Below are 24,223 nucleotides of genomic sequence, written 5' to 3' on the forward strand. Positions count from 1 at the left end.
GTCCTCACCGCAAGAGGTCCAAATCGGTACGTAGTCGGAGCCCAAAGACGACATCGGAGAAGCCGTTAACGCCCTGGACGCTAGCGCCGATGCGCAAGTAGCGATTGAGAGGACGGTCGTAAAACAACTCCAAGGCGTCGGGAAAGTCACGGTCCAGGTCATCGCGCAGGTCACTATTGCTGAGCAGCGTGCCGTAACCCAACCCCATCCGGTCCTGGGGCACCCAGACATCCAGCGCTGTCACGCCGACACTGTAGGCATTGGCACTGCCCTGGTCCCGGTCTAGGTTGTCGTAGTGACCGTAGCGAGCAAAAAAGCCCAGCTTGGGGTCTGGCAGGAAGGCTTCAAAATTGAGACCGAAAGCCTGCTCCCGGTCGCCTGGTCGAACTGCGATGATGTTGCTCTGGCGAGGCTGACCGGAACTACCCTGGTCTCGCTCAACGCTGGTGACATAAGTCGCCCGCAGAATCCCCCAATCGCTCAGGCGCAATCCTAGTTCGCCTGCAAAGCTATCCAGCGACAAATCGCCTAAGTCGCGCTGGGATGAAAAACCCGATAGCTTGACTTCGAAGTTATCGCTGGCCGTCCAGTTAAACAGCAATGCCGGTTGGGAACTGAGGCCGGCAGCTCCCAGGGCTGGATTGGTTTGGAATGCTGGATTGAAAAAGTGAGTGGCAATATCTTTGGCGAAGCTGTTGCGATCGAAGTAGGAAGTCAAGTCCAGCTTGCCAACTGTAAAGCGCACAGTCGCCGGATCATTGACGGCATGGGTGATGAAAAGCTCGTTCAAATCGATCACTTGATCGGAGCCAAAAACCGAACCGAATCGGCTTTCTAAAGTGGCTCCCAAGACAGTGCGCTGGTTGAGCGGGAGTAAACCATTCAGCCGTAATCGCAACGAGACATCTTCGTTCGATTCAGCCAGTCCCAAACCTTGAAATTGTAGACGAGGCCGAATGCTGCGATCGGAACCAGTGGTTGCAGGTAGCAAGTCAGAAGCAGATTGACTTAGCATCTGAGTTGAGCCTACAGGCAGTGGTGTTACAGCAGGAACAGAACCCACCGCTGGCGGCGCAATTTTCGACTGCAGCCGCTGCTCACCGGGGGCAAAAACCGCAGGTCGCTCAATGGCCTCTGGTGGTGCTACCGGTTGAGGAGTAGATTGGCTAGCAGTTGTGCTTTCGTTAACCTCTTGTTTTAGCTCTTGTTCCGGCGATTGCTCCTGTCTCAGGCCTGGTATGACTGGTGGTTCCTGAGTTTCTGATAGTGCGGGTAAAACTCCAACTCCACCCCCTACAAAGCAGCCCAAACTAAGTGAAGCCAGCCAGAACCGACGCGGTTGTAAACGAGCTGCCGCTACGAGCCGAGGAACAGTTGCTATACCAGCACCACATGAACCTGAATTGGACGCAAAAAGACCTCGAAGTTCCCTGAGAAGCATAAAAATTATCCCTTGCGCACCACCCGCTCCAAAAAGAGCTGGAAAAAGTGATTGGGTGTTCCCAACCGATTGCCCGTCCGAACAAATTGGGCAGCAGTAACTCAGGCTCAATACAGAAATCTGGAGAACTCTTCGGACTTTATTCGCGTTGACCCGGAAAAACCAAAATAAAGTTTTAGAGTGGGTTCGTGCGCAATAAAGCTCAGTGCTTAAGCTACAGACAATTAGAAAAATCTAGAGAGTCCAGAACGAACGCAGCTTTAACAGGAACATTAACAAAATCACAAATCACAGAGGTCGAATCATAAAGATAAATAAGGGCTGTGGACAGCCCATAAATCCCCCGTGGCTCTCTTGCACTTGACTATTGAATTGTCCAGTCAAACGACCAGTAAAGTAGCTCGAAACTAGGATCTCCAGACCCCATCAAGCACTCAAGCTTTGCTTGCTTTACTGCTTGAATCAACTGAATAAAACCGGTTGGTGGGTCGGCCTGCAGTGGCTTTAACATCTTGCAGGAATGATTTAAGCTCATGAGTACTGGGTTGCTCGTAGATGGATTGAAGCCGGAGTTGAACCAGTTGATCTTCCTGAACCTTAACGACCTCACGCAGCGCCGATAACTGTTGCTGCAAGCGAGAAGACCGTCGCCGTCCCCGTCGCCATTCAGCAACCACAGAACTAGTGATGCCGAGACCTAGGCTGAAGGTGGCTGCAACACCCAGGTAGGGTGGAATTAGAATCTCTGGTTCACCGGAAAAAACTACCTGATCTTGTCGCTCCAGCACAATTGTCTGGTTGGGGAACATCCAAACGGGTAAGCTCAAGGCCGCGAAAGTCAAACCAGAGACTAGACCAGCAGGCAATAGAGTTCTGACAAATCGATGAGACAGAATATTCATGGGGTTTGGGCTGATGAGAAGGATAGCTAAATCATTGACCTCACCGTCTGAGTATCCGTGAAGCTAAGTTTCGTCAGGCCAATGACAAATTCGGTCGAGATGCTTTTAAAACCCCTGCTGAAACTTGTTGCTGTTGCGCCTTAAAACCCCTTGCAGGGTTCATCAGGTGCCGACATTAGAAACGAGAGCAAGACTGAGGATTGAAATCGGAATTTGGATGGAGATAGACCCAGCCAAGCTATGATTACCGTAATTATTCGGAGAGCCAGGACATTTCTTTAAGTAATCTACCAACAAAAGCATAGGAAACCCGTAAAGCTCTAAATGTCCAGGTTGAAAATACGGTAAATACTGAGATAAATTTGTTTTTTAACTAGGCTAGCTCTTTCAAGATCCCAAATACACTGCTGCTTTCTCAACTTAGCCAAGGCAAGCCATAAGAACAATAGAGGCATTGCAATCACGCCTCTATCGAACACATTTACGCACCAAACTCACGCTTCTAAGAAATAGTCGTAATCAAACTTTGATCACGCTGATGTCTTAGCCACTTCCTCAAAAATAGCGCCTCGTTCTGCAAGGTCTATAATCTGCTCCTCGTCGAGCCCCATACAGTTGAGAAAACGGGTGCCATTGACGATAGTGCCATCGAGGTTACTGCGCTCTAGGTTGGCCCGTTCAAAGATAGCCTCGCTCAGGTTAGCCTCGCTTAAATTGACTAGGCTCAGGTTCACCTCACTCAGTACAGCCCGTGTGAGATTGCTCTTGCTCAAATTCGCCACACTGAGGTCAGAACCACTGAGATTGGCCGCTGTGAGATTGGCTTGAATCAAACTAGCTTTAATCAGGCTGACTTCAATCAAACTCGTTTCAGTTAAGTTGGCATAGTTGAGGTCGGCGCGACTAAGGTTCGAGCCACTCAAATCCGCATAGCTCAAGTTAGCTTCACTGACGTTGGCCCGTGTGAGATTGGCCTGACTCAGGCTAGCCGAACTCAGATCACAACGAATCAGGGTAGCCTCGCGCAGATCACTCCAATGCAAGCTGGCACCACTGAGGTCTGAGCGGCTAAGAATAGCCTTAAATAAACTGGCTCGGTCCAGCATCGCCCGTGACAAAACCACCTCAAACAAACTGGCACCGCTGAGGTTTGCCCCCATCAGGTTAGCCATACTCAAGTCAGCCGTATTGAGATAGGCATTAGTCAGCACGGCCCGAATTAAACAAGCCCGGCTGAGGTTAGTGCCTACCAGATTGGCCGCACTCAAATTGGCACGACTAAGATTGCTTTGGTCCAACTCAGCGCCACTGAGATCAGCTTCCTTGAGATTGGCCTCGTTTAAGTTCGCCCCGCGAAGGTTAGCCTGGCTCAACTTCGCCCCTGGCTGAATCGTGTAGCCCCGAATCGTCCGGACTTCTGCCTCAGCGATATCTATCTGTCTCTGCGTCGGAACTTCAAGATCACTATCACTGAAGGCGGCAGCTAGCCCATCTGCCAGTGAGGATGCAGCTGGTAGTGGTGGACGAACCCGAATTTGAGCAGCTTTAGGCTTTTCTTGCTCAGGGTCAGGGGTAGCAACTCGCGTCTGCGAAATGCGCCGTTTGCCCCGAGCCGCAGCTCGGTGCCGAGACCGTAGGGTTGTAAGCAATGAGCTATATTGCTGCACAATTGGTGGCAGCGCCAGAGCACAAAGCAGCAGTGCAGACAGTGGACCTGAACCCGTTACCAGGTTTAACACCAGCGCCAGACCCAGGCCGACGAAGGTATACAGGAACCAGACCCGGAAGGTGAGCGTCATGGCCCAAAGATCCTATGCGTAAGATTCTCCGTACGTGACTGCTGACCGAGGCTTCAGCTTTAGTGAATGTGCCGGGTATTACCAGCCATACGATCCAAGGCGGGTAGAAGCACTCATGCAGCTCACAGTTGTTACTTACGAAGGAACCCGGAGATAACCGGAAATAAGCATTGGCGATCCCAATGCTTAACATAAATCAGGTTTACTACACCTAATCTTAAAGGCGGAGTTACAGCTGAATTTGGATTGGGCGTTCTCAAGCTCCAAATACAAGCTCCAGACATCCGTGGCCAAAGTTGGTTAAACCCTGAGAAATTAGTCAGCACCAGGACTTGGCTACCAAACTGGAAACAAGTCAAACTGTGAACAGCCCCCATTAACCCCCATAAAACCTCGGGGCATTTGGTCACCCGGAGAGCCACACAGATGCCGGAACGCAACTTTGAAGTCTATAACGCGGGAGAGGCCATTGCTCCCAGTCGCACACCCTTGGTCTTGCTGCGCGACACAGAACGAAGCCTGCGGCTCAAGACGCTTGCCACGACCTCTGCCCTAGTGCCCACCCGTCTCTCACCCTATCTGCAAGATGCATCTGCCCTAGCCGATCGCTCCCTGGCTGACCTGGCAGAAGTAGATTGGACCTCCATTGATGACCAAAGTTTGCGCCCCGTACGGCTTAAGGTTGCTCTGGGCTGCATGGGGTTAGGAGCGATGCTGCTGTGGTTGTTGCTTGCTTACACAACATTGTTCCATCCCGAATTAGACGCGCAGGAGCGTCTGCGGGCCTACTGGCATCTGTACATTACCTTCGTCAGCTTGGGTACTGCCGGTCTACTAATGCTCTGGCGTGATGTAGCTAGCTAGCAGGAAGTTGTGTGACCCGCTTAAGGTCCGGTGACGGGGTCAACCACTAAACAAAGCCCCACGTTCCGTTAGGGATTGGGTGTCCTGGTCCGAGAGCCCCTGGCACTGGGCAAAAGAAGCATCGCGTACAGTCGCGCCCTCCAGATTAACCCGTTCCAGATTAGCCCCGCGTAGGTCTGCCTTTTGCAAATCGGTGTTGTTGAAATTTGCCAGGCTGAGGTTGGCCTCAATTAAGCTTGCAAAACGCAAATCGGCGTGCGTACAGTTGGCAAGACCCAAATCAGCGTTGTTCAAGTTGGCTTCGCTCAGATTGGCTTCGCTCAGATAGGCCTTAAGCAGATTCGCCAAGTTGAGGTTGGCATTTTGCAACCTGGCACCGCTGAGGTTGGCCTTGCTGAGGTCAGCGCCCTGCAAATTGGCCCCGGTTAAATCAGCGCCGTTGAGGTTCGCCCCACTCAAGTTGGCACCGCTCAAGTTGGCGCTGCTGAGGTCGGCTCGGATCAAGTTCGTGCCGGTGAGGTCAGCCCCACTCAAATCCGCTTCTTGCAAATAGGCCCCGCTGAGAAAAGACTCGACTAGCTTGGCTCTGCTGAGGTTGGCCTTGCGTAAGGAAGCACGGCTCAGGTCAGCTCCGTAGAGATTGGCATCGCTGAGATTGGCCCCACTTAGATTGCTGCCGCCGAGATTGGCATGGCTGAGATCCGCCTGTCCTAGATAGGTGTTGCTGAGATCGGCACCACTGAGGTTAGACCGAACTAGGCTGGCCTCACTAAGATAGGCCAATGACAGATTGGCCCGCAGTAGATTCATGCCATCAAGGTTAGCGCCGCCCAAGCTCACGCCACTCAGCTGAGCGTGGGGATAAATGGCATGGCCCTTCACAACTGGCGAACCCTCTGGTACCTCATGCTCCTCAGAGCTGGGCATATCAGCATTGAGGGTAGTGACCTTAACTTCAGAAGACCCAAGGGGTTCTACTACAGGCAGTGACGAGCCGACTGCAGCAGGCTGCGGGGTTGCAACGACAGCAGACGCCGCCCGATATTTTTTACGACGGGGCTTGTTGTAGCGCAATTCAGCCCGAACAATCTGCCAGAAGAACAGCAGAAACAGAAGCAGACTAGCGAGAAAAACCGGCGTCAGTGGCCCAGCTCCAATGAAGGCACCGTTTGCTTCAGCAGGCGGTCCACTGGTTGGCTTGGCAGTGGGGGTTTGTAGTAAAACGAGCGGCGGGCGAGCGAGCAGAGCGGATGGAGAAGCGAGAGTAGACACAGAGCTCATCCTCCTGAGCGGCGTTGTGGAAACCACAGATCATCAAAGGGCGCTCGACTAAGAGCCTGTCCCCCAAGCAGCGAACCCATGAGCAAATCCCCCTCTCCCCCGGTAGTCCGTGGATCAGCAAAAAAATACAGTTTCGTCCGATCCGCTATACGGTCCCTTGCAGCCGAACCCGAACGCTTTACCAATTTCTCTTAATTTCTCTGGGGCGGTTCAGCAAATCTTGAGCCTGTTCTAGGATCAGAACAACCGTTTTGCTTGAGCTTTAATATGCAGACCCGTGCTCTTCCTGAGCTTGCTTCTTTTGTTGATCGCACCGCTGAGATCTGTCGCACGACGGGCGAGACGGATGTACGAGTGGCGCTGAATCTGGATGGCCAGGGCAAATGTAGGGCAAATACAGGTGTTCCATTTCTGGACCATATGCTGGCTCAGATTAGCTCACATGGTCTTATTGACTTAGAGGTGCAGGCGACCGGCGATTTGCATATTGATGATCACCACACCAACGAAGATGTAGGTATTACCTTGGGGCAAGCTCTGCACAAGGCGTTGGGTGACCGGAAGGGTATTGTGCGCTTCGGCCATTTTTTTGCGCCTTTGGATGAAGCATTGGTGCAGGTAGTTTTGGATTTTTCAGGACGCCCACACCTCAGTTATGGATTAGAGATCCCCACGCAACGCGTTGGCACTTACGATACGCAGTTGGTACGAGAGTTCTTTGTAGCGGTGGTCAATCACTCGCAATTAACGCTGCACATTCGGCAATTGGATGGCATTAATTCCCACCACATTATCGAGGCGACTTTTAAAGCCTTCGCCCGAGCATTGCGTATGGCGGTTGCCTTTGATCAGCGTCGCATAGGAGAAATTCCGAGTTCCAAAGGGGTGCTCTAAGGCTGTGTTCTAGGGGCTTACTGTAGCTTGCCTTCTTGAATTGAATTTCTCAGTTTCTTGGCTCTTGCAATTTAGTCAGGAGCCAAGTTCCTACTTGTGATTGGTCTGTCTCACGACTGCGGCGAAGTGCCTCTTCGATCAGCGAGATGGAGAGGCCGGGGAGAGTTTTAGATTGAGTCATGCGCTTGCTGCCAAGCTCATAGATTTCAAAGGCAATGACCTGAGCATTGTTCACATCAATCACCCAATACTCAGAAACGCCCAGATCTTCATATAACAGCCGTTTGCGTCCGAGGTCATCGCCAAGCGAAGAGTTAGCGATTTCAATAACTAGATTAGGAGGCGGATAGCGGTCTAAGTCCACAACTGAAGTTTCGTCCGGAGCCGACTGAGCGCGTTCCCCAATGTAATAGGAGACGTCTGGCTGGCATTCTTGAACGCCAGTTTTCCGGTAGCTGCAGTTGGTGAGCCCGTTCAAAGGGATGCCTTTGAGAGTGCAAAACAAATTGATAGCAAAGATGACAACGGTATTACGGCGAGAGTGACCGGAACCGACTGGAGACATTTCAATTCGCAGATGCCCATCGTAGTAGTATCCCCTGGATTGCTGATAGTCTGGCTCGTCCAGAACCGCCAGGTACTCTTCCCAGGTTGCTGGAACCCATTGGTCAGTTAGCAACTGAGTCTTCAACTGGCTCATAGTTCACCTCGCTTCAGCAAATTCCTGAGATGTCTCTAGCCTAGCGTCTTTAGCAATTCTGCTCGTTGGCTAGTTCTTCAATTAGAGTAGCAGGTGTCAAAATCCGAAGCGTGGAGCTGACGAAATCCTGCTGATTTCTAGTAACAATTGCATCTAGCTGATTCAGTACAGCACAGCTGTACTGAATAGCATCTTCAAAATCTCTAAAATCAATATTGAGTGCCATAGCGATGATGGCCTGATCAACAGTTGCAATTGAGCAGATAGAGGTCAATCTTTTCAAGAACTTGAGGGTCCAGCCGTGGCCTTGTTGTTTGCGAATAATGTAGTAAAGATCGCTGAGGGTTGATGCCGAAACGTATCCTTCAATAAGGCCTTGTTCAATAAGGGAGAAGATTTGATCACTCTCCTCTACATACGGCTGTCGTTGAAGAGCAAGATCTATAACAATGTTGGTATCGAGTAAGATTCTCACAAGTTGTACTTTTCCTGCAAGGCATCCCACCTAGCCTGCTCTGGATCAAAGTCAGGGGGAGAAGGTTGGACATTCTCTAATAAATCTTTGAAAGCATTGGTACGGTATTGAACCGGTTTTTTAATGTCCTCGGATTCAAAGCTAGAGACGGAGTTAAGAGGTACTTCATCATGCCTGGTCACTTGTAGAATGATTACCTCAACATCTCCAGGTACCAAGTCAATGGCCTCTGTGATGATCAGATTGCCCTCTGAATTGATTTTCCCTTTGAATTTATAAGCCTTCATGGTGTTGTCCTCCACCAGTTCCTCAATTCTCTTCCAATTTAGGGCTGAAAATGCCCTTTATGCTGAGGTATCTGAGGAAACAACCCCTGTGCAGACAGCCTGACCAACTAGCTTGCAACATGCGAAGCAGACCAACTACCTGCTTGAGCAACAACAGCCATTTGTTTCTGCAACTCCCAGCAGGCTTCTAGCAAGTTATTAGGAAACTTGCTGGGGTTACAGAAGGCTACTGCTAGGGGGCTAGCCTGCTTGTACAGGTTGTGGTTGGGTTGATGATGAGGTTGCGACCTTAGGATCTGGGGTGACAGGGGTACGGCTGGTGAGGCCGCGAAATAGATCGCGGTCCTGAGGACGGTCGCGGTAGGCAGCACGAGCGGCGGCGTTGAGATGGGTTAGGCTCTCGTAGACCTTTTGGATAGCGTCGTGGCGTCGAGAGGTTGCTACACGGCGGTTGAGTTTGGCTTGCTCTTGCTTGCGGTTTAGCTCATCAAGGCGGTTGCGCAAAGTTTGTCCCTGGTCGGCATAGTCTTTGGGCTGACCGATATTGCTCAAGGTAGTCGCGTAAGTTTGGGCAAGATCAATCAGGCTGGGCAGGACAAACAGCATCTTGGACTCGTTGCTGTGGGAAGTACGGAAGGAGTTGTGGGGAAAAGGGTTGTGGGCAGTGTTGCCGAAGGCGAGTTTGCAGCGGTCGCGTAGCATGCTGCCCCAAGCAACAGCGTCCTTCAGGACGCTATCTTTGCTGGCCGTGAGTTGTTTCTGGATGCTCAGCAGAGTTGCATCTACGGGCAGGGCTGAATAGGCTGCAATCTGGCTCTGGAATTGGTCAAGCTTGTCTGCGGTAACGCCCATAACGCTGAGATCATCCAAACGTTTGCGGGCGAGATCGAGCTTGTTTTTAGCATCTTCAAGGATGACTTCTTCGGGCGCACTGGGTGGTCTGCGTTTCATGGTGATGCTCTTAGTATTGGTTAGGTGAGTGTTGGTTTACGGGGTTTGAATAGTTGTTCCCAAGTTGGGAGAAAGATTCTAAACTTGGGGCGCTTAAACCAAAGCCTGGGGAGAAGTTACCTAGGTCTGGAGAGCTTTAGTCAAACTTTGACGAGAACCCTTCCAAGCTTGAGGAGCTTTGTCTAAAGTCTGGGGAGATTGATCCAAAGTCTGGAGAGCTTTAGCCGAAACTTGGGGAGATCAATTCCAAGCTTGGTTAACAACTGCCACAAGAATTTGAGAACAAGAGCAAGTTGCTGTTGCTCTAAAATGCAAAGTTCCCCCATGTCCCTAGGTTGGAAACAAGCAGGACAGGGTTAATCAGTCTTTAGATATTTGGGGGCAGGGACGGGCGGGGAGACCCCGCCCCTACCGCAACCTAAAAATGGTAGGGGCGGGGTCTCCCCACCCAACCCCTATGGCTCTCCCAATTTGCAGATAGCAGGTTTCCTATAGCAATCATGTTTGAAACTAAGCGTTTGCTCGTGCGCGAGTGGCTGCCTAAACAAGATGCGGAGCAAGCCTTTGAGATTTACAGCGATCCTGAAGTCATGCGCTTTATTGGCAATGGCAGCACTGTAGAGAGTGTTGAAGTCCAACAGGCTAATCTCCAAGGTTTGATTGAGGTCTATGCCAAACGCAAGAACGGCACTGGCTCTTGGGCCATCGTCACCCGGTCAAGCAGTGAAATTGTTGGGGCAGTCATCCTCAAACAACTGCCCGATAACCAAGGCCAGCCCACTCAGGATTACGAAGTAGGCTGGCACTTAAAACAGTCAGCTTGGGGCAAAGGCTATGCCACCGAAGCCGGACGCGCAGCAATCGAGTACGGCTTTAAGCTCCTGAAGTTGCCGGTCATCTATGCCGTAGTCAGACCCGAGAACACAGCCTCACGACGAGTGACCGAGCGCTTAGGCATGGTGCCGATGGGACGCAGCCGCAAATACTACGGCGTCGAACTCGATCTGTTCAAGCTGGATGCAGAGAACTGGGCTGAGCGCTAAAGCCAGCTACTCACTGTAGAGCACCGAAACCCCAGCCATCGCCAGCAGTACGCAGGCTGCGCCTATCCATTGGATCGAAGAGAGCTGCTCTCCCAAAAACAGATAAGCCCCACCAATCGTGAAGATAGGGATCAGCGTCAGAAACAGCGAAGCAAGGCTAGCGGAGAGCCGTTGGAGGACAATTGTATGCAGCCAAAACGGGATGGCATGGAGCATAACCCCAGAAATTGCCGCTAGCCCCCAAATTCCCAAGCCGAGCTGGCTCAGGGGAGCAAACTCCGTCGCAGGCGACCAGACTAGCCAGACGACCAACACCCCCAGCAGACCAATCGCCTGATTCAGCGCCACCAGCAGCAGAGGTGCCAGATCAACTACCCGCTGTCGAATCAGCACCGTATACAGAGCAGCGCAGAAAGTACCGCCAAAGATTAGCAGATTGCCCAGTAGTGAGTTGCTGCCGCTCGTCATGTCATCGCCCGTCGCCGTCACCAGCGCCACACCAACGACGCCGAAAACCGCCAGAGCAATCAGGGGCGGTTGCAGCCGTTCCCCCAGCAGCAACCAAGCCAGACCAATAATCATTAAGGTTTCAGTTGACCAGATCAGAGCCTCAATGCTGGCAGCCGTCAGGGACAGACCAATCAAACCCAAGATGAAAGCAAGTCCTGGCTGGAGTAGGCCCGGCAAAGCAAACCGCAGAATTTGCTGAACGGGTGGCAGTGGCAGACGTTGCGCAACCACCACAGCCCACAACAGTAGGTTGCTACACAGCAGCTGCACTACCAGGAGGGTGAGCGGCGGCATATGCGTCAATGCACCCTTGGTCATCACCGTCGCCATGCCCCAAGACGCCGCAGCCCCAATGCCAGCCGCTAAACTTTTCCACTCAAACAGACCGGAGGCAGGTGGGGAGGTAGATTCTTTCGGCAATTTCAAATCACCCTAGACTTCCCCTGGATGCTACTGCGCCATTACTGCGCCATTGAGATTCTCCAGCAGAAACCAAGCCTCAAAGCTCCCTCCTCAAAAGACCCTAAGCAGCAGGTCTCTGAGGACGACGACGCTGCCACCAACGCAAGGCAAAGGTCAGCGCTGCACCAGAGACTAACAAATAAGGACTAAAGGCGATCAGCCATAAACCCAGTGCCAACAGATCCAACGAGAAGGCTTGCATCGAGCGCGTCGATGACTTCCAAGACTCACCCAACCGCACACCAACCGCACGCTCAGCCACAGGACCAGAAGTCGCTGCCTCAAAGCTCACCGTGATGTTAGAGTAGGCCACCCGATTCTGCACCGACTTGAGTTGGGCATCAATCTGTTCGATCTGGCCGCGCACGTTGCCCAACTCCTGGGTCACGCGCAACACCTGCTCGATATTGCCAGAGCGGTCCATGATCTTGAGGATGTTGTCCTCAGTGCGTCGCAGATTGCGCAGACGAACTTGATAATCAACAATCTGGTCAGCAACGTCTTCAGCTCTAATCGTGCGCGTTTGCACCTGACCCAGCTGGTTCAGCGCCGCCAAAGTCTGCTCAAAGCGAGACTGAGGCACCCGGAGTTGCGCTTGTGCTCTATGCGCAGTGTCTGAACGGATGGGAGATTGATCCTGCAGGTTCAGCACCTCTCCCTGCTGCTCCCGTACTAGCTCATTTAATGCCCGCACCGCTTTGTCTACATCCGGGACGACTAGGTTCACACTGGCTGTACGAACCAGTTGCGGGGCTGGCTTGGGAACGGCCTGAGCACTGGCTTGAGCCTTGGCCTGGTTATCAGTCGAACCGGGAGCAAAAGCCTGGGCAACAGACCTAGGGGCGGGAGCTTCCGTCTTGGCTGTAAGCTCACCTGCACTGGGTCCTGAAGCGGCACTGGGCACGTTTGAGCTGGCACAACCAGTGATCACGGTGCCGCACAGTAGTAATCCAACCCACATACTGTTTCGAATTTCGGCTTGCATTGCTGGTCTCCGTAACCTATTCCTCATTAAGCGCTGTTAGCAGGCGGGTTAAATGGGTGGTTACGGAAATTGAAACTGTCTGCTCCAGATACTCAGGCTGAGAGCACAAGCTACCCTGACAAGTTCACGCCCTATCAATTGAGGCCTATTAATTAGAGCTTATTAATAGGCCTTTCTGATTACTGGTAATCGCCCTGCGCTCCTGCAAATTCAATGTAGGTTAGCTCACAGAGATTCTGTGCCATTGCCAAATCGTAGCTGCCATCTTCATAGATCGCTTTGACATCGTAAACACATTGATTAGAACCATTAGTGAAATTTACTGGGAATGAACCGCCGCTCTCTAAAACTTCAGAACCCAGACGATCCTGACCCCATCGTCCTGAATTAGAAGAAGAAACATATAACTGCTCTATGGTGAGATCGGTGTTGTTTAGTACTGCGAAATCACGTCGGTCAGCTGAAGCACTTTGAGCATTCAGCATCACCATTGGCAGTGCCACCGCAACCGTTACCATTGCATTGCGTAGCGTCTGAAACATGGGAAAGGCTCCTTCTTTATAATGATTTGGAACACTTAAGTTCAACGAGTTAGCTGCTTTGCGTTCCTTAATTCTCAGAATAAAGAAATAGTCTTAGCGATGCATTCAGGGCCACGGCAAATTGAGTTGCCGATGTTCTTAAGGCAATTGCCTATTTCGGAAACTGTGTTGCCAAAACTTTCAACCTCGTCTCTAATGGTTGGCAACAGACGCGAAAATAACGCGAAAACAGAGTGGGTCCAAGGGCTTATCCTATTTACCCACCATCCCCGGATCCCATATGCACGGTCGGAACAGAGTAACAAGATGCCGGTTAAACCGTGGTAGTATCCCAGATGCTCTACAGGCTTTCCCTGTCAAATTTGACTCTTTCCTAAGTTCCCTTTGCTGACTCAGGACCCGGCTTTATGCACCTGCGAGATTCTTTCCGCCGCACCAAGATTGTTGCCACCATTGGCCCTGCGTCCAGTCCGCCGCCAGTCCTGCGTGAACTGATTCAGACCGGAGCTACCACCCTGCGTCTGAACTTCTCCCACGGCGCATATGAAGACCATCAGCGCAATATCCGCAACATTCGGCAGATCGCCTTTGAGTTGAACCAGCCAGTTGGCATCTTGCAAGATCTTCAAGGACCGAAGATCCGGCTAGGGCGCTTTGAGCAGGGATCGATCATCCTCGACAAGGGCGATAAGTTCATCCTCACCAGTCGTCCGATGCAGGGCAACCAGCAAATGAGCTGGGTGACTTACAACAACCTGGCGCAAGAAGTGCACGAGGGTGCAACCATCCTGTTAGACGATGGCAAGGTTGAGTTGCAGGTCGAAAGTATTGACCGCAAGACCCAAGAACTTCACTGCATCACTGTGATCGGTGGGCCACTGTCCAACAATAAAGGTGTCAATTTTCCAGGCGTTTACCTTTCGATCAAGGCGCTCACCGATAAAGACCGCAAAGATCTGATCTTCGGTCTCGATCAGGGCGTGGATTGGGTGGCTCTGAGCTTCGTGCGCAATCCCCAAGACATCCTAGAGATCAAAGAGCTGATCTCAGCGCGGGGCAAGCACGTGCCCGTGATCGCCAAAATCGAGAAGCACGAAGCGATTGAGGAAATGGAAGAGATCCTCTCGCTCTGCGATGGTGTGATGGTGGCGCGGGGTGATCTCGGCGTTGAAGTGCCAGCGGAGCAAGTGCCTCTGTTGCAAAAGCGCCTGATTCGAACCGCGAATCGGATGGGCATTCCGGTGATTACCGCGACCCAGATGCTTGACAGTATGGTCAGTAATCAGCGCCCTACCCGTGCTGAGATTTCTGACGTTGCCAACGCGATCATGGATGGCACCGATGCCGTGATGCTGTCCAACGAGACCGCTGTGGGCAAGTTCCCAGTGCAGGCGGTTGCGACGATGGCTAGCATTGCTCAGGCGGTTGAGCGCGAGCACATTTTTACATCCGCCGAGAGCGTGGGGCAGTCGGTTCCTAATGCGATCTCCCAGGCCGTCAGCCGCATTGCCGAACAGCTGGATGCTGCTGCGATCATGACCCTCACCAAGTCAGGCGCCACAGCTCGCAACGTTTCCAAGTTCCGCTCTAAGATCCCGATTCTGGCGGTTACCCCCCACGCCGATGTTGCCCGTCAGCTGCAAATGGTTTGGGGCGTCCGTCCGCTGCTGGTGCTAGATCTGCCTTCCTCGCGCCAGACTTTCCAGGCCGCAGTCAATGTGGCTCAGGAAAAGCAACTAGTCGAAGATGGCGATCTCGTCGTGATGACTGCCGGTACACTCCAGGGGGTTTCTGGCTCGACGGACCTGATCAAAGTCGAAGTAGTGACGGCAGTGTTGGGTAAAGGTACGGGGATCGGCTCTGGCTCGGTGAGCGGACGAGCACGGGTCGCCTTCAATGGCTTCGATGCCTCCCAATTCGGTACCGGCGAAATCCTAGTGGCCCCGCGCACCGATGCGAACTATGTAGATGCCATTCGCAAGGCTGCGGGGATCGTCACCGAGGAAGACGGACTTGCCTGTCATGCAGCGATCATTGGTCTGCGCTTGGGCGTGCCGGTGATTGTGGGTGTCAAGAATGCTACTGAGGTAATCCGGGACGGTGCCATCCTCACGCTGGATTTGCAACGAGGTCTGGTTTTCTCGGGGGCCGGCTCATCGGAGTAGCAATTGCGGCCTTTGGGGTTGTGGGCAGTTGGGCGGCTTATTGGGCGCAGACTCGCTCCAGCACGGACCACATGGGTTCACCAGCACTGGCTTGCCGTAGCCGCTGATCATCGTTGCCGGTACGGCGTTGCCCCTGCCAGTGCTCGATTTGCTGCCGCCGTCGGTACTGCCGAGTGGTGCAATCGGCTGAGGTGTAGGTATCGAAGGTTAGGGGTTGCCCCTCATAAGCGGTTTGGTAGCGGAACCAAAACCAGGCAAAGCGCCCATCACGCCTGATGCTATCCGGGTTGACCGAAAAGCGCTGATTACTCTGGCTTTTGGCAACCTGGGTCCAGTCTGCTCTGCCTGGAGCAGCGCCCACTATCAGCAACACTAGGGTCAAGCCAACTACGTTCTTCCACATGTTCGTAAGCTCCAAGAGCGTCTTGCTCCCAAGATTCCCTTGGGTTATCTAGCCTAACTAAAACTCAGTTTTTGAGAAGATGGGTGCTTGCCCTCACAGGGCTCTGGAGGTTGGTATGTCTGCAAAGCCAGCCAACTCTTGACTATGAACCAAGGGCAGTGACGGCTAAATTTACAAGCACAACTACATTTGAGAATACTTGAACACATCAAAGTATTTGTAGCCAGCAGGTCTGTTAATCATTCTGGCTGCGCTGCTTTGGCAAGCACGAATTGCTCTAGATCGTGGTACTGTCCTTTCCAAAATCCATGCTGTCTCAAGATGCCTTGGCTCTGAAAGCCTAGTTTCTCTAACAAGGTTTTAGAAGCAATGTTACCTGGTATGACTTCAGCTAAAACAAATTGCAATCCTATTTCTGTAAAACCAAATTGCAGAATGGCGTCTAAGGCTTCGGTCATAATGCCTTGCCGCCAAAAAGCACTGGCTAGCTCGTAACCAACTTCGGCACTCTGCGCTTGTTTATTCCAATTAAAGCCACAGGAACCGATTACGATATTGTCCTGCTTTCGAGCAATTCCCCAGCGTACGCCGCGCCCAGTTTTAAATCGTTGTGTCCGTCGCTCAATTACACCAAAAGCTTCCTCAATGGCGGTGAAGGTATCAAGGTCATGGAATCGAGTTACTGTCGGGTCGGTAAACACGGCGAGAACAGCTTCAGCGTCTTCTGGGGTTTCCTGACGCAGCAAGAGACGTTCTGTTTCTAATTTGGGAAAGGAGGTCAAGGAAAAGTCCATATTCAGTAAGAGGCTCGCTCGTCTTTGATCTCACCTTCGGATAGTAATCCTTGTAGAATGGCAGGTAAAGGCAATGTAGCTAGTCCGAACGGTCAATCCTGATGGTACAATCGCCGGCTAAAGCTCTAACGCTGGAAGAGTTTCTGAGGCTGTCGGAGACGGAACCGGCTAGTGAATATATTGACGGGCAGATTATTCAGAAGCCAATGCCTCAGGGAGAGCACAGCGCTATTCAAACTGAATTGGCAACGGCAATTAACAGTGTGCTCAAACCACAACGAATTGCCAGAGCTTTTGCGGAGCTGCGCTGTACCTTTGGCGGACGTTCAATTGTGCCGGATATTTCTGTGTTCACTTGGGCTCGGATTCCCCGCAAGGAGAATGGTGGAGTTACCAATGTTTTCTCGGCTGCGCCGGATTGGACGATTGAAATTCTCTCGCCTGATCAGAGCCAAACGAAGGTAACGAAAAACATCCTGCACTGTCTGAAGTATGAGACTCAGATGGGATGGCTGATTGATCCGGAAGAGCAATCGGTATTTGTATACTGGCCAGACCGACCGACAACTGTTTACGATGCGCCAGAAACACAGTTGCCAGTGCCAGAATTTGCTGGGGAGTTTAGGCTAACAGTTGGAGATTTGTTCGGTTGGCTGTTGGAGTAGTATTCAAGTCTTGGCCTAAGAAAAAGCTTTGCCGACGACAGTTTTAGACTGCGCCTAGCTGTCCTGCTGCAAAGACCTGTTTTGCGGTGAGTTGCAGACTTGGAAAGGTTGAGGAGACGAGTTGATCGTTGCCTTGAAATAGTTGTTTCTGATACTCATCTTCGATTAATGTGCAGACCGTCAGGGTTGGCTGTTTGGGCTTGCCAATGTATTCTCTGCCGCCAACACCGAGATAGTCCACAATCCAATACTCAGGAATGCCTAGTAGTGCGTAGTCTTCAACTTTGCGGACGTAGTCGTTCTGCCAATTTGTGCTGACGACTTCAACCACCAGTTTGATTGAGGCTCCTGATGTAATGACAGGTTCTTGTTGCCACAAGGGTTCGTTGATTAGACGAGTTTGATCCAGCACAATGATATTGGGACGAAAAGCAGTTTCTGTGCCTAGAAGTTTGATCAGGCAGCGGTGGGGGATGAAGTAAGGTTATTACTGTAAATCCAACCCATCTAAGATTGGGAGTTCAATATCCTGCTTATTCTCATAAACAATATCAGGAGGTAAATCTTCTTGCTGAGCTGCCCGCACAGCTAGCTGGTCACAACGCTCATTCTCTACATTACCTGCATGACCTCTTACCCATTCAAACGTGACCTCATGTTGCTCACACAAATCAAGTAGCTGTTCCCATAAATCAGCATTGATGGCTTTCTGTTTCTTGTTGCGTCTCCAGCCATTTGCTCGCCATCCCTTAGCCCATCCCTTAGTGACAGAATCAACTAAGTACTGCGAGTCAGAGTAGACGACGATAGCACACTTCATTTTAAGTGTGCGTAGTCCAATAATGGCTGCCATCATCTCCATACGATTATTAGTTGTCAGACGAAAACCACCATACAGCTCTTTTCGATGTCTTCCATAAAGTAAGACAATTCCATACCCTCCAGGACCAGGATTACCTATACAAGCCCCATCCGTGTAAATAACAACTTTCTTAAGTTCTTCGCTCATATATCAGCCGGTTCCTATACAATAATACTGTTATCCTCAAAGCGCTCTATTAGCGCACAAACACGCCCAATACAAGCAACAAAGTGACCGAGATCAACAAAGATTAATCCTCAGTTCAAATCAGGAACAATTTGAGAGTGCCCAACTTCGTTTCTCGTGATTTTACAAAGCTGAAACATTGATCCAATTACAACTTCTAAATCTTGGGATAGCATTTTCTCGGATTGTTTCTGGAAACTCATCAATCTCAAACGGCAGTGCTTGGCCTGGTGTAGCTTCACCAGTTTCAATGGCAGCTTTCATTTGATCTAGCAGTCTCGTCAGGGGACTATCCTTGTCTCCTGACGAGACTGCTCAAGTTAAAAACACTAACGTAGGCCAATTGAACACATCGCTTTTGGCTCATTACAACATTCTTCCACATATAAGACAGGGATAAAAAATTTCATTAACCTTAAGGCGCTTTCATACTTCGAAAAAGAAGGTAGACGGAGTTTTTCTCAGGAGTTTCTCGGGTCCAGTTTCCAGACTAAAAATTGTTGTACATTCACTCCTGCTGATTGTTAAATTGATGCTTAACTAATATGCTCCCCTGCCTTTATTTTAAGGCAGGGAAACGCCTTTACTCACCTCAAGCTGTGACTGCTGCCTTTGCCTTACGGACTGGGCGTCTACGTTCGCCTTTGCGGACGCCGCCTGCCATTTCGTATTCCTCGCTGCTTTTGCCGTATTTGCTGGCAACACCGAGCAGCATGTGTTCGGATAGATCGCTCAGATCTTTCTCAGCTTGACTCAGTTTGCTGCGGGCAGCGTCAACAGCAGAGAGCATGGTATTGTAGGCTTCCAGGTAGTCGGAAACTTGATTCATAGAAGACCGATAAGCTTCCATTGTCAGCGAGTTGCCCAGGTCAAGGTTAGGGCTAATGGACTTTAGTGCTGCAATGCGGCGTTGGGCATGGTCGAGGGATTTGGAGCTACGTCTACGGCTGGTCATAGAAATCACCCTAGAAATAAAGGATAGGTCTAGAGTAAATAGTTGGCTGAGCACAAGCCTCGGGGTTATCTAGGAAAAAAGCGGACGAGAGAGTGGGAAGCTAGCAAATTGCTAGTAGATTTGCGGGTATTGTTGGGGCAAAATGCTCAAGCGGAAAGCTTTAACGCTTCTCTGAAATCAAGAAACGCTTATGCGGAAAGCTGCAACACTCCTGTGAAATCGAGAAACACTTATGCAGAAAGCTGCAACACTCCTGTGAAATCGAGAAACACTTATGCGGAAAGCTGCAATGCTTCTGTGAAATCAACTAACACTTCAGCAAAGTCGGTCTGCAAACGCTCAGTATTTTTGCTAGACTCGCTTGCTTAGCGCAGATCAGTCTGCTAATCTGGGCTGCATCGCAACGACAGGAGTCTTTTGCCTATCGCCAATCACCGCTAACCTGCTGCAAAAATTTAGCGCTACTCAGAAGCTGTAAGCGAACTTCTGGGTAGCTAACCCCCCAACTGTTCTATGGACAGTCAGGCGGCTAACGGGTGATTTTAACACCCTCACTAGCCACCCCGACTTGCTATGGCAAATCACCGGGGTGGCTAACACTTTAGGCGGATCTCCGTAGGGGCAATGCATCTATTGCCTCTACCCATGACCGCATTGTTCAAACTCATTCAGCCATTAGGAACAAACTCAAAATGAATACCGCCCATCTATCACCCTCCCAAATTCGCCTCATGCTCTGGGCCTACATCAGCCGCGAAATTAAGCTACCTGCTGCCAGCAAAAGCATCTTGCAAGTTATCGCCAATCTCACCGACCCACGCAGTCTCAGAGCCCGCATTCCCATCTCGCTAATCGTGGTTCATAGCGGCTTGAGCCAATCCGATATCAGCCGTTTATTGGTCAACCTCGAAGCCAATCAATGGGTCGAAAAGAGCCTGGTTCCTGCCGAAGCCCCCGGTCGTCCGCCAGCCACGCTCTACAACCTATCCGAAGGCTTGATTCGCCATGCCCTCTGCCTAAATCGCAAGCCGTAAACTTAACGAGACTTCAAAATGAACTCCGCAATTGCCAGGTCAACCGGCGTCGTCAACTTGAGATTGGTCTCCTCACCTTCGACAATGCTCACCGGCAAACCCACTCTCTCAAACAGCGCCGCATCATCAGTCACTTCCCAGCCCTGCTCAATCGCCTGTTGATGCGCCTGCTTCAGCAAACTCACTTCAAACCCCTGGGGCGTTTGCGCCGCCCAAAGCTGGTTGCGATCGGGTGTGTCTTGAATCAAACCCTCGGAGCCCACCACCTTGATCGTGTCCTTCACTGGCACAGCCGCAATTAGCCCCTGGCTGGTTTGCAAAGCAGCAGTGCAACGGTCGAACAACGCAGGCGTCGCCAAACAGCGAGCCCCATCATGAATCAACACCTGCTTGGCCTCAGCCGGCAAAGCTTGCAAGCCGCGATAGACCGACTGCTGCCGTGTATCGCCACCCCGAATCAGCTCAACCGGCAGCGACAGCTTGAGGTCGGCCAAAATTGCCTTGAAGTCCGGCCAATCCTCCGGCTGACCAATGATGCCAATCCAACCGATACTGCTAGACGCCGCCGCAGCCAATAGCGTCCAAGCCAACAGCGGACGCTGGCCCAGCTTCAGCAGTAACTTGTTGCGGTCAGCCCCCATCCGTCGGCCCGAACCAGCAGCAGGGATGAGCAGATACATCATTGGGCGAGAATATAAAGCAACGAGAATATAAAGCAATCAGGAGCTTCTCGCTCAGAGTTTACACGTCCAGCGTCTAAACTTGATGCCATGCTGGTTTTGCCCTTCCCGACCGTTCTCTATCAGCTCTTTCTCCTGTGGGTAGTCGTTGAAGTCGAGCGGCCAATGCTGCTCAATCGATTGACCCTACCGCCGCATGACGCTGGCTACTATGCAGGGATTCTCAATCTCGTCTCAACCCTAGTGGGTTGGTTAGCGTTTTTTGCCACGCAGCCTTTGCTATCCCTAGTGGGATTAGAGCGCCCTGTTGCTGAGCTCATCCTGACCGGTCAAGGCTTGCTGTACATAGAAAACTCGCAAATTGGCGTGGGCAATCCTGATCTTCTCTCCTGGCTGATTGTCTCCGCGCTCTTGGCTTACTTCGGCACTGTTTTCATCGAGAAATGGACCCTGCAAGGATTGGACTGGTTCTTCAACCGGCACCAGTTTAAAGGCGCCGATAACGCTCGCCTCAGAGAGCATTTTTTGGTCATCAACGGTAGAAGCTTTCTGGTCATGGTTGCGCTGCGGGTCCTCGCCTATCTACTGCTCCGACCGCTAGGGATTCTATGAGCATCTTTAAGGAGATTATCGAAGTCGGGGTCATCTCCTGGTTTCTGACCATGCCAGAGCGAGTGGGCCGTTGGGCTCACAAATCGGGCACAGAGCTTTGGGGCAAGGCCATGCTGATCAGCTTGTCAGCCTGGCTGGCTTGGTCCCTGGTCGAGAGCGACTTGGCGCGGGCGATCCTAGAATTCTTTGGCTGGACCTTCTTTGTAATTGGGGCCTTAGGCTTCTTAGGCGATTGGCAATGGCCAGAGGTGTTCTCGCTTGGAGCTATTTTGCAGGGAGCCCTAATCAGCTTCGTGATTTTTGGCCGTTGGCTGGACGACTACGAAACCGCCTGGCTACTGTGGCCGCCCTTGGCAGCGCTCTGCGAGATCACGCCCCGGATTGCCCGCTTTTGGGTGGACCCTCCGCCTGAAGTAGAAAAGCCCGGTGTCCGCAGCAAAGCCACGATCTTAGAAGGCAGCATTCAGCGCCTGATCGCTAGTCTGTTAGTCACTTGCTGGCTCGCTTTCGGGATTACAGTGCGGGACTGGACAGCGGTGTACCCCTATCAGGCTGACGATTTCAGCGACAGCGCTTTTGTCCGGGCAATTGAACTGTTCCCCGAACGCGATAGTGTCGTGCGGCGGCGTTGGGACCAAGTGCGAGGCTGGTTTGGCTGGCAGGGCATTCAGCCTGGAGACCGTTTAGTTCTAGAATCTCTACGCCAGACGGTTGAAGCCCAGCGTTTGCAAGACCCCAACCAGCGCGAAGCCTGGCTGCAACGGCTAGGCGATCCTCAAACCCACCTGGCTGAGCAAATTCTGCTGGATGCGGTGGTTCTGCCTCAGTCTGGCGCGGCCAACCAACAAGTGAATTTAGATGTGGAACTCCTCGGTCGGGCCAGTTCCCTCCAAGAGCCCACTCGCCTGCGCCTAGTGGTGCGGCGGCAAGACCGCTTCTCTTCTGGTGAGACTGTGATTGCCGGACAGGACTGCCAGATCCAGGCCAATAGTCAGCCGGTAACGCTAGTTTGTTCAGACCCCATGTTGCTTGAAGAGGTGATTAGCCCCGAGCAACCCAGGGCAAACTAGCGACTAGATTACCCCTAGCTATTGCTCTGGTTGATAGCTATTGCTCTAGTTGATATTGCCTTAGTCGCTGCTGTACGCGTTCCCTTTCCCCCTATGAATCCTGGTCGGGTTTTGACTATTGCGGCCAATGTCTTTCGCGAAACCATCCGCGATCGCGTTTTGTATCTACCTGGCTTTTTTGCTGTCCTGCTGGTCGCCTGTGGCTTGCTCCTGCCTCATATTTCTGCCGGGGCCGAAGACAAGATTTTGCTCGATGTAGGATTAGCGGCCATTGGCGTGCTGGGGCTAGTAGTGGCCATTTTCGTTGGCACGGGCTTAGTAAACAAAGAGATCGAAAAGCGCACCGTCTTTGTGCTGATTGCCAAGCCAATGAGCCGAGCCGAGTTCATTGTCGGCAAGCATTTGGGGCTATCCGCCGTGCTAGCAGTCATCGTGGCGATGATGACCGCTGTTTTCCTAGCAGTTGCAGGCTTGCGCCTGATGCAAGGCACCCTTTCGACCGGCATTAGCTTGCATGTCGGCCCAATCTTGGTGTCCTCAGCCTTCGTAGTGCTGGAATTAGCGCTCTTGGTGGCAGTAGCGCTGCTGTTTGGCGTGTTTACCAGTTCCTTGCTGGCCAGTCTGTTCAGCTTTGGCGTCTATATCATGGGGCACCTCAGCACCGACTTGCTCTCCCTGGCCAAACTGAGCAAGAACGCCACGATCGAGCAAGTCGCCCACAGCCTCTACCTGGTCCTGCCCAACCTGTCGCTGCTCGATCTCAAGAACCAGGCTGTACACGGCATCCTGCCGCCTAGCGGAGAACTGCTGCTGCGAGCTTTCTACGCCCTGGCCTATACGCTACTGCTGTTGGCGGTGGCCGTTCTTGTATTCTCGGAGCGAGAGATTTGAGCCGTCTCAATTGTTATTTAGGCTACTAATGCCCTAGCTGCTAGTCTTGACTCTCCTCCATGGAGGAGACTTTACGATGGCAAATGAACGCTGTGCTTTTTGAAAAAAAGTTGCCACAGCCTTTTATCCTTGCAGTTAGTGCAGAATTTTTGTGTAGAGGCTTGCTCATGTTTAAAACTCTGGTCAGCAGATTCAAAGTCGTAGCCTTGATGGCCGTCCTGATTCTGGGCATCCTAGGCCTAACTCCTGGTGCTGCTAAAGCTGACACTGTTGAAGTTCTGATGGGTTCTAAGAAGGGCTCTTTGGTATTTGAACCCGCCACAGTGACGATCAAAGCTGGCGATACGATCAAGTGGGTCAACAACATTGCCTACCCCCACAACGTGGTTTTCGACAAGGTTCCCGGCAACGATAAAACGTTAGCGTCCGAGCTTTCCCACAAGGGCCTGTTGAACGCTCCGAAGCAAACCTACGAAAAGACTTTCGACGTTCCTGCTGGTGAGTACACCTACTACTGCACCCCCCACCGTGGCGCTGGCATGGTCGGTAAGATTGTAGTTGAAGGCTAATCTCGCAGCCGTCTAAACTCATTCAACTGATGCAAAAGCCTCCCCAAGGGGAGGCTTTTGTATGGCTATTGGGTTTCGTGAAGTGGGTGTTGAAACCAGCAATCTAATGGGATTTGATGGCGCGATCTTGTTGCTCGCTCTGGCCATTCGCGTAACAATGAAGAAGTGTAATGAACAGAGTATTTTTTCGTAACCTTTATT

Annotated in this window: 30 protein-coding genes; 12 read left to right on the forward strand and 18 right to left on the reverse strand. The window is 51.7% G+C overall.

Features of this window, described 5'->3' with window-relative positions; translation table 11 throughout:
* Positions 1-4: 4 nt before the first annotated feature.
* The 3 genes from H6F94_RS26160 to H6F94_RS26170 all read right to left on the reverse strand — a co-directional run bounded on the left by H6F94_RS26160 (position 5) and on the right by H6F94_RS26170 (position 4,142).
* The gene (locus H6F94_RS26160; protein ID WP_190805213.1) at positions 5-1,441 is read right to left on the reverse strand and encodes a carbohydrate porin; all 1,437 of its coding nucleotides are present in this window, start codon (positions 1,439-1,441) and stop codon (positions 5-7) included.
* A 434-nt stretch (positions 1,442-1,875) separates the two neighbouring features.
* On the reverse strand, positions 1,876-2,343 hold the full coding sequence (locus H6F94_RS26165) for a hypothetical protein (protein WP_190805214.1): 468 nt from the start codon (positions 2,341-2,343) through the stop codon (positions 1,876-1,878).
* A 530-nt stretch (positions 2,344-2,873) separates the two neighbouring features.
* Entirely contained in the window at positions 2,874-4,142 is a 1,269-nt protein-coding gene (locus tag H6F94_RS26170) for a pentapeptide repeat-containing protein (RefSeq protein ID WP_190805215.1), read from the reverse strand.
* Positions 4,143-4,568: 426 nt separating this feature from the next.
* On the opposite strand from H6F94_RS26170, the gene H6F94_RS26175 reads away from it, so the two are divergent.
* On the forward strand, positions 4,569-5,006 hold the full coding sequence (locus H6F94_RS26175) for a hypothetical protein (protein ID WP_190805216.1): 438 nt from the start codon (positions 4,569-4,571) through the stop codon (positions 5,004-5,006).
* A 39-nt stretch (positions 5,007-5,045) separates the two neighbouring features.
* On the opposite strand, the gene H6F94_RS32640 is transcribed toward H6F94_RS26175, so the two are convergent.
* Positions 5,046-6,278, reverse strand: a complete 1,233-nt coding sequence (locus H6F94_RS32640) for a pentapeptide repeat-containing protein (RefSeq protein ID WP_190805217.1) — start codon at positions 6,276-6,278, stop codon at positions 5,046-5,048.
* Positions 6,279-6,396: 118 nt separating this feature from the next.
* Between H6F94_RS32640 and H6F94_RS33120 the strand changes: the two genes are divergently transcribed.
* Both H6F94_RS33120 and hisB read left to right on the forward strand, forming a co-directional pair.
* The gene (locus H6F94_RS33120) at positions 6,397-6,522 is read left to right on the forward strand and encodes a hypothetical protein (RefSeq protein ID WP_277878171.1); all 126 of its coding nucleotides are present in this window, start codon (positions 6,397-6,399) and stop codon (positions 6,520-6,522) included.
* Between the two features lie 32 nt (positions 6,523-6,554).
* Positions 6,555-7,181, forward strand: a complete 627-nt coding sequence (gene hisB, locus H6F94_RS26185; protein ID WP_190805218.1) for an imidazoleglycerol-phosphate dehydratase HisB — start codon at positions 6,555-6,557, stop codon at positions 7,179-7,181.
* A gap of 49 nt (positions 7,182-7,230) precedes the next feature.
* On the opposite strand, the gene H6F94_RS26190 is transcribed toward hisB, so the two are convergent.
* The 4 genes from H6F94_RS26190 to H6F94_RS26205 all read right to left on the reverse strand — a co-directional run bounded on the left by H6F94_RS26190 (position 7,231) and on the right by H6F94_RS26205 (position 9,594).
* Positions 7,231-7,881 carry a Uma2 family endonuclease gene (locus H6F94_RS26190; RefSeq protein WP_190805219.1) on the reverse strand — a complete coding sequence of 217 codons (651 nt, stop codon included), beginning with the start codon at positions 7,879-7,881 and terminating at the stop codon, positions 7,231-7,233.
* 49 nt (positions 7,882-7,930) lie between these two features.
* Entirely contained in the window at positions 7,931-8,356 is a 426-nt protein-coding gene (locus H6F94_RS26195) for a type II toxin-antitoxin system VapC family toxin (protein ID WP_190805220.1), read from the reverse strand.
* Complete coding sequence (locus H6F94_RS26200) at positions 8,353-8,643, reverse strand: hypothetical protein (protein ID WP_190805221.1); 291 nt, start codon at positions 8,641-8,643, stop codon at positions 8,353-8,355. The genes H6F94_RS26195 and H6F94_RS26200 overlap by 4 nt, the downstream gene beginning before the upstream one ends.
* 240 nt (positions 8,644-8,883) lie before the next feature.
* The gene (locus H6F94_RS26205; RefSeq protein ID WP_190805222.1) at positions 8,884-9,594 is read right to left on the reverse strand and encodes a hypothetical protein; all 711 of its coding nucleotides are present in this window, start codon (positions 9,592-9,594) and stop codon (positions 8,884-8,886) included.
* A 500-nt stretch (positions 9,595-10,094) separates the two neighbouring features.
* On the opposite strand from H6F94_RS26205, the gene H6F94_RS26210 reads away from it, so the two are divergent.
* Complete coding sequence (locus H6F94_RS26210; protein ID WP_199320669.1) at positions 10,095-10,637, forward strand: GNAT family N-acetyltransferase; 543 nt, start codon at positions 10,095-10,097, stop codon at positions 10,635-10,637.
* A 6-nt stretch (positions 10,638-10,643) separates the two neighbouring features.
* Here H6F94_RS26210 and H6F94_RS26215 read toward each other — a convergent pair whose 3' ends face one another.
* From H6F94_RS26215 to H6F94_RS26225, 3 genes are all read right to left on the reverse strand, one after another.
* Positions 10,644-11,567, reverse strand: a complete 924-nt coding sequence (locus tag H6F94_RS26215) for a DMT family transporter (RefSeq protein ID WP_190805223.1) — start codon at positions 11,565-11,567, stop codon at positions 10,644-10,646.
* A gap of 103 nt (positions 11,568-11,670) precedes the next feature.
* Positions 11,671-12,594, reverse strand: a complete 924-nt coding sequence (locus H6F94_RS26220; protein WP_190805224.1) for a DUF4349 domain-containing protein — start codon at positions 12,592-12,594, stop codon at positions 11,671-11,673.
* 179 nt (positions 12,595-12,773) lie between these two features.
* The gene (locus tag H6F94_RS26225) at positions 12,774-13,136 is read right to left on the reverse strand and encodes a hypothetical protein (protein ID WP_190805225.1); all 363 of its coding nucleotides are present in this window, start codon (positions 13,134-13,136) and stop codon (positions 12,774-12,776) included.
* A gap of 407 nt (positions 13,137-13,543) precedes the next feature.
* Between H6F94_RS26225 and pyk the strand changes: the two genes are divergently transcribed.
* Positions 13,544-15,301, forward strand: a complete 1,758-nt coding sequence (pyk, locus tag H6F94_RS26230) for a pyruvate kinase (RefSeq protein ID WP_190805226.1) — start codon at positions 13,544-13,546, stop codon at positions 15,299-15,301.
* A gap of 37 nt (positions 15,302-15,338) precedes the next feature.
* Here the strand turns inward: pyk and H6F94_RS26235 are convergent, their stop codons facing one another.
* Positions 15,339-15,704: a surface-adhesin E family protein gene (locus H6F94_RS26235; RefSeq protein ID WP_190805227.1), complete on the reverse strand. Its 366-nt coding sequence runs from the start codon at positions 15,702-15,704 to the stop codon at positions 15,339-15,341.
* Positions 15,705-15,943: 239 nt separating this feature from the next.
* Positions 15,944-16,498, reverse strand: coding sequence for a GNAT family N-acetyltransferase (locus H6F94_RS26240; RefSeq protein WP_199320670.1), 555 nt, complete (start codon positions 16,496-16,498; stop codon positions 15,944-15,946).
* 101 nt (positions 16,499-16,599) lie between these two features.
* Here H6F94_RS26240 and H6F94_RS26245 point away from each other — a divergent pair, with 101 nt between their 5' ends.
* Entirely contained in the window at positions 16,600-17,163 is a 564-nt protein-coding gene (locus tag H6F94_RS26245) for a Uma2 family endonuclease (RefSeq protein ID WP_190805228.1), read from the forward strand.
* A gap of 43 nt (positions 17,164-17,206) precedes the next feature.
* Here H6F94_RS26245 and H6F94_RS26250 read toward each other — a convergent pair whose 3' ends face one another.
* From H6F94_RS26250 to H6F94_RS26265, 4 genes are all read right to left on the reverse strand, one after another.
* On the reverse strand, positions 17,207-17,638 hold the full coding sequence (locus H6F94_RS26250) for a Uma2 family endonuclease (RefSeq protein WP_313949401.1): 432 nt from the start codon (positions 17,636-17,638) through the stop codon (positions 17,207-17,209).
* 12 nt (positions 17,639-17,650) lie between these two features.
* Positions 17,651-18,172 (reverse strand): ribonuclease HI, encoded by a 522-nt coding sequence (gene rnhA, locus H6F94_RS26255; RefSeq protein WP_190805229.1) that lies wholly within the window; start codon positions 18,170-18,172, stop codon positions 17,651-17,653.
* Between the two features lie 162 nt (positions 18,173-18,334).
* Positions 18,335-18,475, reverse strand: coding sequence for a hypothetical protein (locus tag H6F94_RS26260; protein WP_190805230.1), 141 nt, complete (start codon positions 18,473-18,475; stop codon positions 18,335-18,337).
* Between the two features lie 328 nt (positions 18,476-18,803).
* Positions 18,804-19,166 carry a hypothetical protein gene (locus H6F94_RS26265; protein ID WP_190805231.1) on the reverse strand — a complete coding sequence of 121 codons (363 nt, stop codon included), beginning with the start codon at positions 19,164-19,166 and terminating at the stop codon, positions 18,804-18,806.
* 692 nt (positions 19,167-19,858) lie between these two features.
* On the opposite strand from H6F94_RS26265, the gene H6F94_RS26270 reads away from it, so the two are divergent.
* Complete coding sequence (locus tag H6F94_RS26270; protein WP_190805232.1) at positions 19,859-20,200, forward strand: hypothetical protein; 342 nt, start codon at positions 19,859-19,861, stop codon at positions 20,198-20,200.
* 2 nt (positions 20,201-20,202) lie between these two features.
* Here the strand turns inward: H6F94_RS26270 and ispD are convergent, their stop codons facing one another.
* Positions 20,203-20,883: a 2-C-methyl-D-erythritol 4-phosphate cytidylyltransferase gene (gene ispD, locus H6F94_RS26275; RefSeq protein WP_396426461.1), complete on the reverse strand. Its 681-nt coding sequence runs from the start codon at positions 20,881-20,883 to the stop codon at positions 20,203-20,205.
* Between the two features lie 87 nt (positions 20,884-20,970).
* On the opposite strand from ispD, the gene H6F94_RS26280 reads away from it, so the two are divergent.
* The 5 genes from H6F94_RS26280 to H6F94_RS33125 all read left to right on the forward strand — a co-directional run bounded on the left by H6F94_RS26280 (position 20,971) and on the right by H6F94_RS33125 (position 24,215).
* Positions 20,971-21,492 (forward strand): hypothetical protein, encoded by a 522-nt coding sequence (locus H6F94_RS26280; RefSeq protein ID WP_190805233.1) that lies wholly within the window; start codon positions 20,971-20,973, stop codon positions 21,490-21,492.
* Positions 21,489-22,562, forward strand: a complete 1,074-nt coding sequence (locus H6F94_RS26285) for a DUF5357 family protein (protein ID WP_190805234.1) — start codon at positions 21,489-21,491, stop codon at positions 22,560-22,562. The genes H6F94_RS26280 and H6F94_RS26285 overlap by 4 nt, the downstream gene beginning before the upstream one ends.
* A gap of 93 nt (positions 22,563-22,655) precedes the next feature.
* Positions 22,656-23,453 (forward strand): ABC transporter permease, encoded by a 798-nt coding sequence (locus tag H6F94_RS26290; RefSeq protein ID WP_190805235.1) that lies wholly within the window; start codon positions 22,656-22,658, stop codon positions 23,451-23,453.
* 167 nt (positions 23,454-23,620) lie between these two features.
* A complete protein-coding gene (petE, locus tag H6F94_RS26295) occupies positions 23,621-24,022 on the forward strand; it encodes a plastocyanin (protein ID WP_190805236.1) in 402 nt (133 codons plus the stop codon).
* A gap of 61 nt (positions 24,023-24,083) precedes the next feature.
* Positions 24,084-24,215 (forward strand): hypothetical protein, encoded by a 132-nt coding sequence (locus tag H6F94_RS33125; RefSeq protein ID WP_277878173.1) that lies wholly within the window; start codon positions 24,084-24,086, stop codon positions 24,213-24,215.
* The last annotated feature ends 8 nt before the right edge of the window (positions 24,216-24,223 follow it).

Source organism: Leptolyngbya sp. FACHB-261, assembly GCF_014696065.1.
Taxonomy (GTDB): domain Bacteria; phylum Cyanobacteriota; class Cyanobacteriia; order FACHB-261; family FACHB-261; genus FACHB-261.